We start from the raw sequence: 16,619 nt of genomic DNA, 5'->3' as shown, positions 1-16,619 counted from the left end.
GTCGCTAACCTGTAGGTTGATCGTTGCCGGACGATTTTATGCATCTTTTTTCCATATGATCTAACACTTTCTGCTTAATAAACATCCCGCGCATACCGCTTGGATAAGGACATTTCTTTTACATAATGATTCGCTTCATCCGCTGTCATGCCGCCGTGCTGCCGGATAACCATTTTCAGCGCGGCATCTACCTCTTTGGCCATTTGCCGGGCATCTCCGCATACGTAGAAGTGCGCGCCTTCCTCAAGCCAGGCCCAGAGCTCGGCTCCATGCTCAAGGATGCGGTGCTGTACATAAACTTTGTCAGCCTGATCACGGGAAAAGGCCGTATCCAGCCGGTGCAGGAAACCTTCCTGTTGAAGATCCTCAAGCTCTTCGCGGAAATAAAAATCACTTTCCTCCCGCTGTTCACCGAAGATCAGCCAATTTCTTCCCTTGGCCCCGGATGCTTTGCGCTCCTGCAGGAAGCCACGGAACGGTGCAATGCCAGTACCCGGACCGACCATAATCATCCGGGCATCGGGATTAGCCGGCGGGCGGAAATGGGCATTCTTTTGAATGAAAATGGGGATGTCCGTATCCTCTGTAGCAAGGTCTGCAAGAAAGGTGGAGCATACTCCTTTGCGGGGGCTGCCGTTGTTCTCGTAGCGGACGGTGGAAACGGTAATATGAACCTCGTCCGGACTGGCTTTCGGGCTGGAAGAAATCGAATAGAGACGGGGCTGCAAAGGCTTAAGCTGCTCCACAAGCTCCTGTGCGCTGAGCGAAACCGGAACTTCCTGCAGCACATCGATCAGCTGACGGCCCCACAGCCATTGCTTGAGCTCCGCCGGGTTCTCATTCTCTAGCAGCAGGCTTAACCGGGCATCCTGAGAGCGGTCACGGATGAACCGGAGCATATCCGGTGTCACCCGGGCAATCTCGAAATGACGGAGCAGCGCTTCGGCCACCGGCAGTTGTCCCTGGCCTTTGACCAGCACCGGGGTAGAGGGCTCAATGCCCAGTGTATTCAGCAGCTTGCCGGCCAGATCAGGACAATTGGCAGGCCACACGCCCAGAGCATCGCCGGCCTCGAACTGGATTCCGGCAGCGGAAAGGTCGAAGGCATAGTGGAGGGTTTCTTTTTCAGATCCGGCCTTGTTTAGGTGCTGCTTGAACAGCAGCCTGGACGGTACAGGGTGGTTCCGGTGATATCCGCGCGGTTCCGGGCTTGAGACAACCTGGGCGGATACGGCAACCGGAGTGGACGACGTATCACTTGCTGCGGCAGGTACACCGGGCTTCGGGCTATCTGTAAATCCGCTCAATAGTTCAGAAATATCATGCGTCCATGCATCCACCTGCTCCTGAAAGTCTGTATCGCAATGGGCACAGTCAAGCAGCCGCTGCGCGCCAAGCTCGGTTAGACGGGTGTCCAGATTCCGCCCGAAGCCGCAAAAAAGATCGTAATTGGAATCTCCGAAAGCGAGTACGGCATAACGCAGATCCTGAAGGTGCGGGGCATTCTCAGCCCGAAGGGACTGGAAGAAGCTTTCGCCATTGTCCGGAGGATCTCCGGCTCCGAAGGTACTGGCGACGAACAGGGCAAACCGGTTCTTGGTCAGATCGCTCACGGAGTATTGGTTCATATTTACGAGCCGTACATCATAACCGGCCTGCTGTAACTTCCTGGCGCAGTCAATGGCTGCACCTTCCGCATTTCCCGTCTGGGAAGCCCAAAGAATAGTTACCGGAAGCTTGACCGCAGCAGCGGTACTCTCCGTCAGCGGGGCAGGCTTCGAAGGGGCTGAGTCTGTTAGCATTTCTGTTCTTGCGTATTCGTCCGCCCCGGGAAGCGGGGCGCGGGAGAACATGCCCGCCAGCAGGCCGTCTACATAGAAGCGGGTTGGCGCTTCAAAAGGTGCGCTGGACGGCAGAACCGGAATATTGGAAGTGGTCCGGCCAGCCTCGGTGCGCAGGCTGGTGAGGAAGCCGGACAGATATGCCTGTTCGCGGCTATCCAGATTCAGGGCTGCGGGTGCTTCAATCCCTAGCAGTCCTGCGAGTGTGTCGATCTGCTTCATCGTTACGGCCTCCTCAGGGTGGACGGTCTCAGTGCTTGCTGGCTGTGAAGCCAGACTCTGGTCTTTGGCCGGCGTATGCAGTTCCCCGCCAGGCTGAACCGCGGACTTGACCAGAGACACCGAACAGAATTTCAACTCGGGCTGCAAGGACATAGGGTCGACGGCATCATTAGTAACGTCATTGACTGCCAGCTGTACCCCAAAGACATCATTCCAGTGAAAAGGGGCAAAGCAGTTGCCGGGGCGCACGCGGTCTGAAAGAACCGCGGGAAGAATGGCCAGCCCGCGCCGCGAGCGGAGCTCCACCGCCTCCCGGTCTTTAATTCCCAGGGATTCAGCATCTTCCGGGTGGATTTCCACAAAGGGGCCCGGATTCAATTTATTGAGCTTCTGGACTTTGCCTGTTTTAGTCAGCGTATGCCATTGATGCTGCAGGCGGCCGGAATTCAGTACAAAGGGATAGTCGCTGTCCGGCAGCTCTGCAGGCGGCATATACGGACGTGCCCAGAATACAGCCTTTCCGCTTTCTGTCGGGAACACGAGATCCGGAGAACTGTGATCTGAATGGACAAGCTGTCCTGTGCCGCTTTGACGGTTCAGATACCGGATGGGATTCCGGTCGTTCGGCTGATCCGGCGCACTCGGCCACTGCACTGGCGTTTCCCGCAGCCGTTCGTAAGTTGCCCCTCGCAGGTCGTATCCTGTTTTCGGATTCCAGGCCTGCTGGATTTCCGCGTAGACCTCGGCTGAAGATGAGTAGGAAAAAGCCTCAGCATAACCCATCTCAGCGGCTACCCGGGCGATGAGCTGCCAGTCCGGCATGGCTTCTCCAGGCGGCTTCACGGCCTGCTGCATCAGGGTCAGGTTGCGCTCCGAATTAATCATCACGCCTTCACCTTCAGCCCATAGGGCTCCGGGCAGCATAATATCCGCACACCGGTTGGTCTCGGTATCCAGGAAGCTATCCTGGGTAATGACCAGCTCCGCTGCTTCCAGGGCCGCAATGACCTTCTTACGGTTCGGAACGGTAGCCACTGGATTGGTGCAGATAATCCAGCAGGCTTTGATCTTGCCTGTAATCATACTTTCGAACATGGAGATGGTACCGCCGCTGACATCTGTCCGAAGAGTGCCTTGGGGAATTTCCCACAGCTTCTCTATGAAGCTGCGGTCAGGTTCAGACACCAGAGAACGCTGTCCGGGCAAGCCCGGCCCCATGTAGCCCATCTCCCGGCCGCCCATGGCATTGGGCTGTCCGGTGAGGGAGAAGGGACCGCTCCCCGGACGGCAGATCGTTCCTGTAGCCAGATGCAGATTGCAGATAGCATTGGTGTGCCAGGTGCCGTGGATGCTCTGGTTGAGACCCATGGTCCAGCAGGACATCCACTCCGGCGCCTCACCAATCCACTCAGCTGCCTTACGGATAACCGCTTCCGGGATGCCGGTGATTTCGGAGACTTTATCCGGCGGATAATCTTCCAGGAATTCCTCCATACTCTCAAAGCCCAAGGTGAACCGGGAGATAAAGGCCGGGTCTGTATGGCCGTTCTTAACCAGCAGATGCAGCAGTCCGTTGAGCAGGGCCAGATCCGTTCCGGGTCGGATCTGCATGAACAGGTCGGCTTTCTCGGCCGTTGCCGTCCGCCGGGGGTCAACAACAATCAGCTTCGCGCCGTTCTTCACCCGGTCCATCATCCGCAGGAACAGAATGGGATGACAATCGGCCATATTGGCGCCGATAACGAAGAATAAATCGGTCTGATCCATATCCTGATAGGAACCCGGAGGGCCATCCGCTCCTAGGGAGAGCTTGTAGCCGTTCCCGGCACCAGCCATACACAGACGTGAATTGGACTCAATATTCGGCGTCCGGATGAAGCCTTTGGCCAGCTTGTTAATCAGATACTGGGCCTCCAGCGACATTTGCCCCGATACATAGACGGAGAGTGCATCCGGGCCGTGTTCCTCCAGAATGCTGCGCAGCCGCTTCGCGGTCTCGGAGATGGCTGCGCTGATTTCCATTTTTACAGGTTCAGCCCCCCGGGAGGGGCGGATGCAGGCATACTCGATCCGGCCGGATTCTGTAATCGCAGCTGCAGCGGTGCTGCCTTTGGTGCACAACCGGCCGAAATTGGCCGGATGCTCCTTATCCCCGGTGATTTTAACTACGCGGTTATCGGTTACTTCGAGTATGATCCCGCAGCCAACCCCGCAGTAAGGACAGACGCTTTTAACTTTGCCAGTTGTCATGTGAGTTCACCGCCCCGAAGTTTTTGTACGAGCTGATTAGAAATTAACCCCGGATTCTGCCTTCGCCCAGGATTTTCTCCAGGATCTTGTTACAGCGTAGAAGATAAGCGTAGTGAGGAGCACAATGGAACCAACCACGAGAAATCCGGTAACTTGTGAGCCTGTGGACTGCTTCAACGGGCCCAGAACGTAAGTCGGCAGCAGATATCCGCCAAGACCTCCTGCAGCACCGACAATGCCGGTAATGACTCCGATCTCACTGGAGAAGCGCTGAGGGATGAGCTGAAAGACCGAGCCATTCCCCATTCCGAGGCAGGCCATCATCACGCTGGTATAGAGCAGCATTACCAGGAATGAACCCGGCATTGAGGCAATAGCAAACGCACATACCGAGATTACACTGTACAAAACAAGCAGCAGGCGCATGCCGCCAATCCGGTCCGCAATCCATCCGCCTAAAGGCCGGAAGAAGCTGCCCGCGACGACTGTAATGGTGACCAGGTATCCTACCTGGATTTTGGTCAGCCCTCCCGGGTGTGCGCCGTCGCCGTATACATCATAGAAGAAAATGCTCGCATAGTTGGCGAATCCGACAAACCCGCCGAAGGTAATGGCGTAGAACATCGAGAACCACCAGGTATCCGCATGTCTGAAGACGCTGAGGTAATCTTTGAGCGGTTTGGGCGCAGGGGCATTTGGTGCATCTTTAGCCAATACAGCAAAAACAATCATTACGATCCCCAAAGGAATCAGCGCGAATCCGAACACACTGTGCCATCCGTAAGCCTGGGCGATTTGCGGTCCGAAAAAGGTGGCCAGCGCGGTTCCGCTATTTCCTGCACCGGCAATACCCATCGCCAGCCCCTGATATTGCGGAGGGTACCAGCGGCTTGCAAGGGACAGCGATACGGCAAAGCTCGCACCTGCGAAACCTAGCAGGAATCCGATCATATGAATCTGCAGCAGGCTGCTTCCGCCAAGCCAGCCCCACAGGAGGGGGATAATGGTGAGAAACATCCCGGTCAGGCCCGCTTTTTTGCTCCCGATGCGGTCTGCCAGGATCCCCATGGGAATCCGGAAGATCGAACCGCCGAGGATAGGGATGGCGACCATGGCTGCTTTTTGGGTATCTGACAATCCGAAGTCCTTGGTAATATAGAGCGATAGCGCTCCGCACAGTACCCAAATCATAAAACTTACGTCAAAGTACAAAAAAGCTGATAACAGACTCGGGGCATGCCCCGCCTTGCGAAAACTTTTTGCTTCCATTGCTGACATCCTCCTTTTAATAAACCCCAAGTAAGTAAATTGACAAAAAAGGGCCGACTGACAGAACCCGCATACCTGCGGATTGTGTTAATCGGCCCCGTTGCCAATTGCAGCCACGTCATCGTAGCTGACTTTATAAACTAATGTAAGAATGCCGGTACAACAAGCCGTCCAGCCACAACATTGTGGGGAGAACCCGCTGTTTCCTTCGTTGACACAATGTTGTGTCGTTGAAATCTTATATTGTCAATATAAATAGTCACACTGATAATGTCAATAATGATGACATATAAATTTTGAATAATTCATATTTACGCTTTTTTTAAAGCGGTTTTAGAGTATTTGCGTTAGGTTATATTACATATTAAGATGCAAATTGTCGTCGATCTCTTTTTTTCAACGTCTGCCCGTTTCACTAACTCAGTGGAAATCTTCTTCTAATGGGTAATTATCCGAACTGCACGAGGAGTTCAATCGACGGGGAGACGTTTCTTCCGAGCGGAATTGCGAATGACTGTACGAAACGATATTTGACATTGCTATCTAGCTGGGGTGCGCGCCGTTTTGCTCGAAGATGGGAACCCCCGCATGTACGATTCTTCCACCGGATCAAGACACGGCACCGCCGAATGACGGGACTCCGGAGTTGGAATCGCTACATTTGGCGTGGTGGTGAATTTGTCCTCCTAGTTATTTTTGCGTTAGCTGTTTTCTATTTAAGTAGAAGCAATCCGCCCCGATTCTCAATTGGATTGAGAATGACACATCTCCGACAAACCCTGTCGGCATACCCGTTATGCATATACATTTCAACAATTCCCAAAAAGATCATAACCTGCAGACAAAACCCGGCATTTAAGCATCAGGTGCGGCATAGTCTAGAGTATTCTCAGCGAGTAAATTATTTTAGGAAATCATGAGGCACAGGATTCCGCTATGGCTTAAGCCTGCCGCAAGGACGGAGGCCGCTGAACAATGGAAGCATTGCTCAACAAATTATCTGAACAGCAAGAACTGACTGAGGAAGAAATCGTCTGGTTTCTAGGGCATCTGACCCCTGAGCTACGGCAACAACTCTATAGCCGGGCGTCAAAGGTCCGTAAGCAGCATTATGGTGTAAGCGTTTACTCTCGCGGGCTGATTGAATTTTCCAGCTTCTGCAGGCGGGACTGCCTGTACTGCGGACTGCGCCGTTCCAATTCCAGTGCAGAGCGTTACCGGCTCACGGAGGACGAGATTATCGAATGTGCGGCGGAGGGCTATGAGCTGGGCTACCGGTCGTTCGTGCTGCAGAGCGGGGAGGACATCCATTATTCTGAGCAGGTAATGACCACTATTGTCCGGAAGCTGAAGCTGCGTTTTCCGGATGCTGCTGTCACCCTGTCGGTCGGGGAACGGAGTGAAGCCTTTTACCGTGCACTGTATAATGCCGGAGCTGACCGTTATCTGCTGCGTCATGAAACTGCATCGTGCGTGCTTTATGACTCTCTGCATCCTGGAATGTCTTATGATCACCGCATGGACTGCCTGCGCATCCTCCGGGAGATCGGCTATCAGGTGGGGGCGGGCTTCATGGTCGGGCTTCCCGGCCAGACACAACGGCACCTTGCCGAAGATCTGTTGTTTCTAAAAGAATTCCAGCCCGAGATGATCGGCATCGGCCCGTTTATCCCGCACAGCTCTACACCGCTTAAACATGCGGCCGGCGGGACGGTGGAAGACACACTGGTAATGATTGCAATGGCGAGACTTATGGTGCCGGATGCTCTAATGCCTGCAACTACTGCTATGGGCACGCTGGACCCGTCCGGCCGCGAAAAAGCGCTCCAGGCAGGTGCAAATGTCGTCATGCCCATTCTCTCGCCGCTGCAGATCCGCAGCAAATATGCCCTGTATGAGCAAAAAATCTGCATGGGCGATGAACCGGAGCATTGCCGCAGCTGTCTTGAAATGCGGATTGCCGTCACCGGCTACCGGATGGAGTTCAGCCGGGGGGATCACTGCAGATTTAACGTTCAACTATAAAACAGTAAGTGAATAATTTCACTATTAAGGAGGAAATCCGTTGTCTACCTTGACCAAGAAAAATGCACTCGGCTTCTTTGAGATCCGCCTGGAGTCCATCGGGGGGCTTGGCGCCAATCTGGCCGGCAAAATGCTGGCCGAGACAGGAGCGCTGGAGCTGGGCTTTAATGCCGCCAATTTCTCGTCATACGGTTCCGAGAAAAAGGGCTCTCCTGTTAAAACCTTTGTCCGTTTCTGTGATCCGGAGATTGAGATCAGGGATCACAGCCCGATTGAGCAGCCGCATCTGATCGCTGTTTTTCATGAAGCATTGTACAAAATCGTGAATGTCGCCAGCGGGCTGCAGCCCGACGGGGTGATTCTGGTCAACACGACCCGCGGCTTTGATGAAGTCCGTTCCAGTCTTAATGTGGAGTCTGGTACAGTCGCACTGATCGATGCGATGGGCATTGCCGTGGAGGAGAAGACCAAGATTAACACAGCCATGCTCGGGGCCATGTTCCGTATCTGTGATTTTCTTGATCCTGAAGCGATGCGCACCGTTATCCGCCGGACCTTTGAGAAAAAGTACCCGCAGCTCGTGGAGCCCAACCTTCGCACCTTCGACCGGGGCTTCAATGAGGTAAGGTTCATGACCTATGACGTGCCGGAGGGCTCTCAGATCAAGCCCTTTAAGCGGGTGCAATCGCTGCTTGGATATCAAACACAGCTGCCCGGCGGCGTAATTATGGCACAGGGCAACAGTATTCTGAAGGATTTGGGCGGCTCACGGGCCGGACTTCTGCCGGAGTTCCATGCTGAGAAATGTATCAGCTGCGCGGCCTGCGATAATGTCTGTCCGGATTACTGCTTCGTGTGGGAAGCGGAAGCCGATAAACGCGGGCGGATGCAACAAGTACTGAGGGGCATCGATTACCAGTACTGCAAGGGCTGCCTGAAATGTATCGAGGCTTGCCCGACCGATGCGCTGAGCAGCCTTCGCGAGGAGCCGGGATATGCCGAGCAGCACCGTGTTGCCCAAGTGTTTTCTTAATTGAAGAGGGAGGAACCGAACAATGGCTGTTAGTGAAAATCAATTATCTGAAGCGGTGCCGGCTGAGCAGGTCACCTGCTTCGAATCAGGCAATGAAATGGCGGCAACCGCTGCTGCGCAAATTAACTATCATATGATGGGCTATTTTCCGATTACCCCCTCGACTGAGGTTGCCCAATATCTCGACCAGATGAAAGCACGCGGCCAGCATGATATTCAGCTCGTTGCCGCAGACGGTGAGCATGGCTCCGCGGGAATCTGCTATGGGGCCGCGATGGCGGGTGCTCGGGTAATTAACGCCACCAGCTCACAAGGCTTCCTGTATATGCTGGAGCAGCTGCCCACCCAGTCGGGGACGCGGTTTCCGATGGTACTGAATCTCGTAACCCGGGCAGTAAGCGGCCCCCTGGATATCCGCGGCGACCATTCCGACCTCTACTACGGCCTGAACACCGGCTGGGTTATCCTGACGGCAAGCACGCCGCAGGCGGTTTATGACATGAACATTATGGCGCTGCGAATCGCCGAGCACTCAGAGGTACGGCTGCCGGTTATTGTGGCATATGACGGATTTTTCACCTCGCATCAGAAGCGTAAGGTGAAATATTTTAAGGATAATAGCGTCGTTCAGGGCTTTGTCGGACCGAACCCGAATCACAGCTATCCGAATGTGTCTGATCCGTCCCGTCCGGTAACGATCGGGGCTCACATGGGCGGCGATGATCTGCTGAACAACCATTATCAGCTGTCTGAAGCCCTGGAGAAAGCGGGCGAGGTGTACAGCGAGGTTGCCAGAGACTATGCGCTGTTGTCCGGCCGGGAATACAAGGTGCTCGACCTGTACCGGATGGAGGATGCTGAATACGCTGTATTCCTGCTGAATTCCGCCGGAGAGACGGCCAAAGATACCGTGGATCAGCTGCGTGCCCAAGGCATTAAGGCCGGGCTGATCCGGCCAAACATCATCCGCCCGTTCCCGGCAGAACAGCTGCGCGCTGCACTTAAGAACGTCAAAGCGCTGCTTGTGGGTGAACGTGCCGATTCCTACGGCGCCCAAGGCGGCAATCTCACCCATGAAATCCGTTCGGCGCTGCAGGTTGATCCTGATAACAGGACGATTGTCCTCTCCCGTATCTTTGGGCTGGGCGGCAAGGATTTTTATGCCGACGATGCGGCAGCTTTTTTCCGGCTGGCAATCGATGCGGCCGAAAAAGGCTATGCAGAGAAGCCTTTTGACTACTACGGCTACTATCCGGGCGAGGAAAAGGATGCTCTCACCCCCGTAATGGAGCCGCTTCACGGCAATGCCTATAAGACCGGGCTGATACAAGTTACACAGAGTGAAGAAACCGGACTGCTCAAGGTGAAGCTGCCGCCGCTCCGGCAATTGACCGTGAAGCCGCACCGGCTCGCTCCCGGACATGGTGCGTGTCCCGGCTGTGGGGCGCTGTCTGCGCTGGAGCTCTTTTTTAAAGGAATCGAAGGGGATATGGTTGTGCTCTTCCAGACCGGCTGCGCTTATGTGGTTACTGCAAGCTACCCTTATTCTTCGCATAAGCAGACCTTCGTGCACAATCTGTTCCAGAACGGGGCAGCTACGCTGGCCGGCATGGTGGATGCGTTCTATGAACTGAAGCGGCGCGGAGAGATTAAGGTTGCGGATGATGTCACCTTTGTCATGGTCTCCGGGGACGGCGGCATGGATATCGGGATGGGGGCCACCGTTGGTGCGGCTCTGCGCAATCATAAAATGATCATTCTGGAATATGACAACGAAGGTTATATGAATACCGGATCGCAGCTGTCATACAGTACACCGGTGGGTCACATGACCAGCACTTCAGGAGTCGGCGTAGCGCAAAAAGGCAAGAAGGGCCATCACAAGGATACCGCCCAAATTCTCGCTGCCTGCAACATTCCATATGTGTTCACCGGAGCGGAGAGCAATCCCCAGGACCTGCTGCAAAAAGCGGCCAAAGCACAGTGGTACGCCAACAACGTCGGAACCGCATACGGAAAAATACTGTGCGCCTGTCCGCTCAACTGGAAAACGCCGGATGATCAGGGCAATGAGCTGGTGAAGGCGGCGGTGGATTCCTGCTTTTTCCCGCTGTATGAAATTGAACAGGGCATCACCCGCATTACTTATAATCCTGAGGATAAAGGAAAACGCATTCCTGCCGTCGACTGGCTGAAGCGTATGGGCAAAACAAAACATCTGGTGAAGGACGCGGAGCTGCTGCGGGATTTTGAAAATGAAATTGAACGCCGCTGGAGCCGCCTGAAGCTTAGACATGAGCATGAGCTGCTCTAAATCGGGATGGAAGGGAGCCGTCTGAGTGGAACAACATCAACCTTGCAGCAACAGCACCATTGCCGAAGCCGACCGGAAGCTGGAGCAGATTAAGCTGGCTATCGACCAGTATAAGCAGATGAAGGGTGCATTAATTCCTATATTGCATGAGGTTCAGGATGTGTACGGGTTTTTGCCTGAGCCTGTGCTTCAGGTGGTGTCGGCAGAGCTTGATTTACCCATGAGCGAAATCTACGGGGTTGCGTCATTCTATCATTTCTTTTCACTTACTCCAAAGGGGGAGCATGTGATCCATGTCTGCATGGGGACCGCCTGTTACATTAAGGGGGCTCAAGGCATACTGGACCGGCTCAGCACAGAGCTGAAGGTTCCGGTTCAGGGTACGACAGAGGACAATAAATTCACCCTGGAAGCGACGCGCTGTCTCGGAGCCTGCGGGCTGGCGCCTGTACTGACTATCGGGGAAAAGGTGCATGGACGCCTGACGCCGAACGCCGTGCCTAAAATGCTTAAGGAATATAACTAGTTCCGGCAGTACACGCAAATTGTTAACGGGAGGTATCGGCATGAAGCTGTTAACGGATCTTGATGCCATCCGCACGCTTACCCAGGGACGGCTGGATAACCGGAGGATTAGCGGGGCATCAGGAGAATCAATTTCGTTCAGATCAGTGATGGTGTGCGGCGGCACAGGCTGCACATCATCGGATTCGAATAAAATAATCGCTGCACTGGAGCAGGAAGTCGCCGGCCGCGGCATTCAGACTCAGGTGGAGATCGTCCGCACCGGCTGTTTTGGGCTGTGTGAGCTGGGCCCGGTTGTGATCGTCTATCCTGAGGGGATTTTTTACAGCCGGGTGGAGGTCAAGGATATTCCGGCGCTAGTCGAACAGCATTTGGTCAACGGCAAGCCGTATGACAAAAAGATTTATGAGAAGACCCGCCAGGGCGATGAGCTGCTCAATTTTGAAGAAACGGATTTCTATAAAAAACAGGTACGGATCGCACTGCACAACTGCGGTGTGATCGACCCTGAAGTGATAGATGAGTATATTGCCAGTGACGGGTACCGGGCGCTTGCCCAAGTGCTTACAACGATGAGCGCCGAGCAGGTCATTGACACCGTAAAAAGATCCGGCCTTCGCGGCCGGGGGGGCGGCGGCTTCCTGACCGGACTAAAGTGGGAGTTCGCAGCCCAGCAGAACAAACCGCAAAAATATGTCATCTGTAATGCAGATGAGGGCGATCCGGGGGCGTTCATGGACCGTTCGATCCTTGAAGGCAATCCGCATTCTGTTATTGAAGCAATGGCGATAGCCGGATATGCCATAGGTGCCAACCAGGGATTTATCTATGTGCGGGCAGAGTATCCAATTGCTGTCCAGCGGTTCTCGAAAGCGCTGGATCAGGCCAGGGAATACGGCTTGCTGGGCGATGATATTTTCGGAACGGGATTTGCTTTTAACATAGAGGTTCGTCTGGGTGCAGGTGCGTTTGTCTGCGGTGAAGAAACCGCGCTGATCCACTCGATTGAAGGACACCGGGGGATGCCGACGCCGAAGCCGCCGTTCCCGGCTGTTGAAGGGCTGTGGGGCCAGCCGACCATTATCAACAATGTGGAGACGCTCGCCAACATCGGCCAGATTATTCTGAATGGGGCAGAGTGGTACGCCGCAATCGGCACCGAAAAGTCAAAGGGTACCAAAGTGTTCGCGCTTGGCGGCAAGGTGGTGAACACCGGTCTGGTAGAGGTCCCAATGGGTATTACGCTGCGTGAGGTTATTTTTGAGATCGGCGGCGGTATCCCCGGAGGCAAAAAATTCAAGGCTGTCCAGACCGGCGGACCGTCCGGCGGCTGTCTGACTGAGGAGCATCTGGACTGTACGATTGATTTCGATACGCTGACCAGCCTTGGCTCGATGATGGGCTCGGGCGGGATGATCATTATGGATGAAGATACGTGCATGGTCGATGTGGCGCGTTTTTATCTGGATTTCACCAGGGATGAATCATGCGGCAAATGTACCCCGTGCCGGATTGGAACGAAGCGGCTGCTGGAGATGCTGGATAAAGTCACTTCCGGCAAAGGCACACTTGAGGATCTTGAACATATGGAGCAGCTGTCCCTGCAGATCAAGAATGCATCCCTGTGTGCACTCGGGCAGACGGCTCCGAACCCGGTGCTGTCGACTTTAAAATACTTCCGCGAGGAATATCTCGCTCACATAACGGACAGCAAATGCCCGGCCGGCGTATGTAAAGCGCTTATATCCTATGAAATTGATGCGGAGCTGTGCAAAGGCTGCAGCCTCTGTGCGCGCAAATGCCCAAGTGATGCCATTTCCGGCAAGGTGAAGGAGCCATATGTGATTGATAAGGCAGCCTGCATCAAGTGCGGCGTCTGCTACGATGTATGCAAGTTCAAGGCGGTAGCGATAGTCTGACGATAGGAGTGATCAGCTTGAACACGGTCAAAATCATGATCGACGGGGTGGAGACGGAAATCGTCAAAGGCACCACGGTGCTTGAAGCCGCCCGGGATCAAGGTATAAATATCCCTTCCCTTTGTTATCTGCAGGGAGTTAATCATTCCTCCAGCTGCCGTGTCTGTGTGGTCGAGGTCGGACCGCGGCTTATCGCCTCCTGTACGCTGATCGCCGAGGACGGCATGAAGATCCAGACGAATACGAAAAAGGTCCGCGATGCCCGGAGGACATCGGCCCAGCTGCTGCTCTCCGATCATGACCGGGAATGCCTCAGCTGTTCACGCGGCGGCAATTGCGAGCTGCAGAGTGTATCGAATTCGCTTAACATCCGTGAAGTGACTTATACCGGTGAGCATTCCAGCCGGGAAAAGGATTATTCGTCCCCGGCAATTGTACGGGATGCCTCCAAATGCATCCTCTGCGGCCGCTGTGTCGGCGCTTGCGGAACGGTTCAGACCGTTGGTGCGATCGGTTTCGCCAAGCGGGGCTTTGACACCGTTATCTCTACAGCCTTTGGACGTCCACTGGCAGAGTCAACCTGTGTCAACTGCGGCCAGTGTATTATGGCCTGTCCGGTCGGCGCCCTGACCGAGCATGAGAATATCCGCGATGTATGGGATGCCATCGCTGACCCGGACCAGTATGTCGTAGTGCAGACGGCCCCGGCTGTAAGAGTGGCCCTTGGTGAAGAGTTCGGCCTGCCTGTCGGTACCCGTACAACCGGTAAAATGGCTGCCGCGCTGCGCCGGCTCGGCTTCAATAAAGTGTTCGACACCGTCTTCGGGGCGGATCTGACCATAATGGAGGAAGGCACCGAGCTGCTCTCCCGGCTGTCCAGCGGACAGAACCTGCCGTTGATGACCTCCTGCTGTCCTGGCTGGGTGAAGTTCATGGAGCATAACTTTCCAGATATGCTCGATAACCTGTCCACCTGCAAGTCGCCGCATGAGATGGAAGGGGCGATGGTTAAATCCTATTTTGCCGGCAAGCTTGGCATAGATCCGCAAAAGATTACCGTGGTGTCCATCATGCCCTGCACGGCCAAGAAGTTTGAAGGCGCACGTGAGGAGCTGTCCAATAAAGATATGCAGGATGTGGACTGGGTGCTCACGACCCGCGAGCTGGCCGCGATGATTAAGGAAGCGGGGATTGATTTTGTTAATCTGAAGGACGAGGAATTCGATAATCCGCTCGGCGTAGGCTCCGGAGCCGGTACGATCTTCGGCGCGACAGGCGGTGTGTCCGAAGCGGCTCTGCGCACTGTCTTTGAGCTGGTCTCAGGACAGCCGCTCGATACGATTGAGTATACCGCTGTGCGCGGGATGGATGGCATTAAAGAGAACACGGTCGAGCTGCCCGACGGCCGCACGATCCGGACAGCTGTTGTCCACGGGCTCGGCAATGCCCGCAGGTTAATGGAAGCTATGCAGCGCGGGGAGAAAAGCTATGACTTCATGGAAGTCATGGCCTGCGCCGGGGGCTGTATTACAGGCGGAGGACAGCCGATTCTAAACGCTGCTGACAGCAGCCGGCTGGATGTCAAAGCACTGCGCGCCAAGGCGATTTATTCCGAGGATGAAGCCCAGACCGTCCGCAAATCCCATCACAATCCGTTCATCAAGCAGCTCTACGCCGAGTTCCTCGGCGAGCCGAACAGCCATCTGGCCCATGAGCTGCTGCACACGCATTATACGGCGCGGACGAAATACTGAGTATTAAGATGATTAAGGAGGATGGCACATTTGCGCAAGGATTGGGAACCGGCGGACTTCATCGACGACGCGGAGATTACAGCCAGCCTGCAGGAAGCCAGGCGGATGGCCGGGAACAGGAGCATAGTCCAGTCTATTTTAGATAAAGCGAGAGGCTGCAAGGGGTTAAGCCACCGGGAAGCGGCAGTGCTGCTGGAGGTCAGGGATGAAGACATCCTCCAGGACATTTACAAGTCAGCGAAAGTCATTAAGGAGAAAATCTACGGCAACCGCATCGTCCTGTTCGCGCCACTGTATATCAGCAACTACTGTGTCAATAACTGCGAATATTGCGGCTATAAGCACTCAAATCAGGATTTTGTACGGCGGAAGCTGGGCAAAGAAGAGCTGGCGGATGAAGTCCGGGTGCTGCAGGAGCTGGGTCACAAACGGCTGGTGATCGAAGCGGGAGAAGACCCTACTCATTGTGATATTGATTATGTGGTTGATGCTATCAAAACGGTTTATTCCGTCAAGGTGGATAACGGCAGCATCCGCCGGGTCAATATCAACATTGCCGCAACTTCAGTCGAGGATTACCGGAAGCTGCGGGATGCGGAGATCGGGACATATATACTTTTCCAGGAGACCTATCACAGGCCGACTTATGCCGGGCTGCATCCGAACGGGCCCAAGCACGACTATGACTGGCATACTACCGCGATGGACCGGGCACAGCTCGGCGGAATCGATGACGTTGGTGTCGGTGTATTGTACGGATTATATGACTACAAATACGATACAGTGGCCATGCTGATGCATGCCGAGCATCTGGAGGAGCGGTTCGGTGTGGGCCCGCATACTGTCTCCGTCCCGCGGCTGCGGGAAGCGGCAAATGTAAGTCTGAAAACGTATCCATACCTGGTGAAGGATGATGAATTCAAGCAGCTGGTTGCCGTCCTGCGGCTGGCGGTGCCCTATGCGGGCATGATTTTGTCCACGCGGGAGGAGCCGGCATTCCGGGATGAGGTCATCCGCCTCGGTATTTCCCAGGTCAGCGCCGGATCAAGCACCGGGGTCGGCGGGTATATGGAAGCGAAGCAGGGCACAGCAGGGTTTTCAAAAGAAAAACCGCAATTCGAGGTGGGCGACCACCGTTCTCCGGAAGAGATTATCCGCGGGCTGTGCCGGGACGGCTATGTTCCCAGCTATTGCACAGCCTGTTACCGGGAAGGGCGTACCGGCGACCGGTTTATGCGGCTGGCCAAATCGGGGCAGATCCATAACGTATGCCAGCCGAATTCGCTTTTGACCTTCAAGGAGTATCTGCTGGATTATGCGGATGTTGAAACCCGGGCTCTGGGTGAAGAAATCATCCGTAAAGGGCTTGAAGACATTCCCAAGGAAGCTGCACGCAAAATTACCAGGGAACGGCTGCAGCGGCTGGAGAACGGGGAACGGGATCTGCGCTTTTAATAGACCCATAAG

9 protein-coding genes are annotated in these 16,619 nt (G+C 54.7%); 7 read left to right on the top strand and 2 right to left on the bottom strand.

Translation table 11 applies throughout. The features are described 5' to 3' along the window. Positions 1-74: 74 nt before the first annotated feature. Positions 75-4,313 carry a sulfite reductase subunit alpha gene (locus BLR64_RS10560; protein ID WP_090714076.1) on the bottom strand — a complete coding sequence of 1,413 codons (4,239 nt, stop codon included), beginning with the start codon at positions 4,311-4,313 and terminating at the stop codon, positions 75-77. 36 nt (positions 4,314-4,349) lie between these two features. After that, the gene (locus tag BLR64_RS10555; RefSeq protein ID WP_090714075.1) at positions 4,350-5,582 is read right to left on the bottom strand and encodes an MFS transporter; all 1,233 of its coding nucleotides are present in this window, start codon (positions 5,580-5,582) and stop codon (positions 4,350-4,352) included. Between the two features lie 975 nt (positions 5,583-6,557). Between BLR64_RS10555 and hydE the strand changes: the two genes are divergently transcribed. Genes hydE through hydG form a run of 7 tightly spaced genes read left to right on the top strand, consistent with a single transcriptional unit; the run spans position 6,558 to position 16,607 of the window. Further along, positions 6,558-7,607, top strand: coding sequence for a [FeFe] hydrogenase H-cluster radical SAM maturase HydE (gene hydE, locus BLR64_RS10550; RefSeq protein ID WP_090714074.1), 1,050 nt, complete (start codon positions 6,558-6,560; stop codon positions 7,605-7,607). 40 nt (positions 7,608-7,647) lie between these two features. Next, positions 7,648-8,640, top strand: a complete 993-nt coding sequence (locus BLR64_RS10545) for a 2-oxoacid:acceptor oxidoreductase family protein (protein ID WP_090714073.1) — start codon at positions 7,648-7,650, stop codon at positions 8,638-8,640. Positions 8,641-8,662: 22 nt separating this feature from the next. Next, on the top strand, positions 8,663-10,954 hold the full coding sequence (locus BLR64_RS10540) for a thiamine pyrophosphate-dependent enzyme (protein ID WP_090714072.1): 2,292 nt from the start codon (positions 8,663-8,665) through the stop codon (positions 10,952-10,954). Between the two features lie 25 nt (positions 10,955-10,979). Next, positions 10,980-11,480, top strand: a complete 501-nt coding sequence (nuoE, locus tag BLR64_RS10535; protein ID WP_244157666.1) for an NADH-quinone oxidoreductase subunit NuoE — start codon at positions 10,980-10,982, stop codon at positions 11,478-11,480. Positions 11,481-11,520: 40 nt separating this feature from the next. Next, positions 11,521-13,398, top strand: coding sequence for an NADH-quinone oxidoreductase subunit NuoF (nuoF, locus tag BLR64_RS10530; RefSeq protein WP_208607161.1), 1,878 nt, complete (start codon positions 11,521-11,523; stop codon positions 13,396-13,398). A gap of 17 nt (positions 13,399-13,415) precedes the next feature. Beyond that, positions 13,416-15,152, top strand: a complete 1,737-nt coding sequence (locus BLR64_RS10525) for an NADH-dependent [FeFe] hydrogenase, group A6 (RefSeq protein ID WP_167360645.1) — start codon at positions 13,416-13,418, stop codon at positions 15,150-15,152. A 30-nt stretch (positions 15,153-15,182) separates the two neighbouring features. Continuing rightward, a complete protein-coding gene (gene hydG / locus BLR64_RS10520; protein WP_415841037.1) occupies positions 15,183-16,607 on the top strand; it encodes a [FeFe] hydrogenase H-cluster radical SAM maturase HydG in 1,425 nt (474 codons plus the stop codon). Positions 16,608-16,619: the final 12 nt, after the last annotated feature.

Source organism: Paenibacillus typhae, assembly GCF_900099765.1.
GTDB lineage: Bacteria > Bacillota > Bacilli > Paenibacillales > Paenibacillaceae > Paenibacillus_AQ > Paenibacillus_AQ typhae.
This window is presented reverse-complemented; position numbering and strand designations above follow the sequence as displayed.

What these genes read in the sequence shown, in the direction of transcription:
- BLR64_RS10560 (WP_090714076.1), bottom strand. Translation starts at nt 4,313, where the DNA reads ATGACAACTGGCAAAGTTAAAAGCGTCTGTCCTTACTGCGGGGTTGGC.
- BLR64_RS10555 (WP_090714075.1), bottom strand. Translation starts at nt 5,582, where the DNA reads ATGGAAGCAAAAAGTTTTCGCAAGGCGGGGCATGCCCCGAGTCTGTTA.
- hydE (WP_090714074.1), top strand. Translation starts at nt 6,558, where the DNA reads ATGGAAGCATTGCTCAACAAATTATCTGAACAGCAAGAACTGACTGAG.
- BLR64_RS10540 (WP_090714072.1), top strand. Translation starts at nt 8,663, where the DNA reads ATGGCTGTTAGTGAAAATCAATTATCTGAAGCGGTGCCGGCTGAGCAG.
- nuoF (WP_208607161.1), top strand. Translation starts at nt 11,521, where the DNA reads ATGAAGCTGTTAACGGATCTTGATGCCATCCGCACGCTTACCCAGGGA.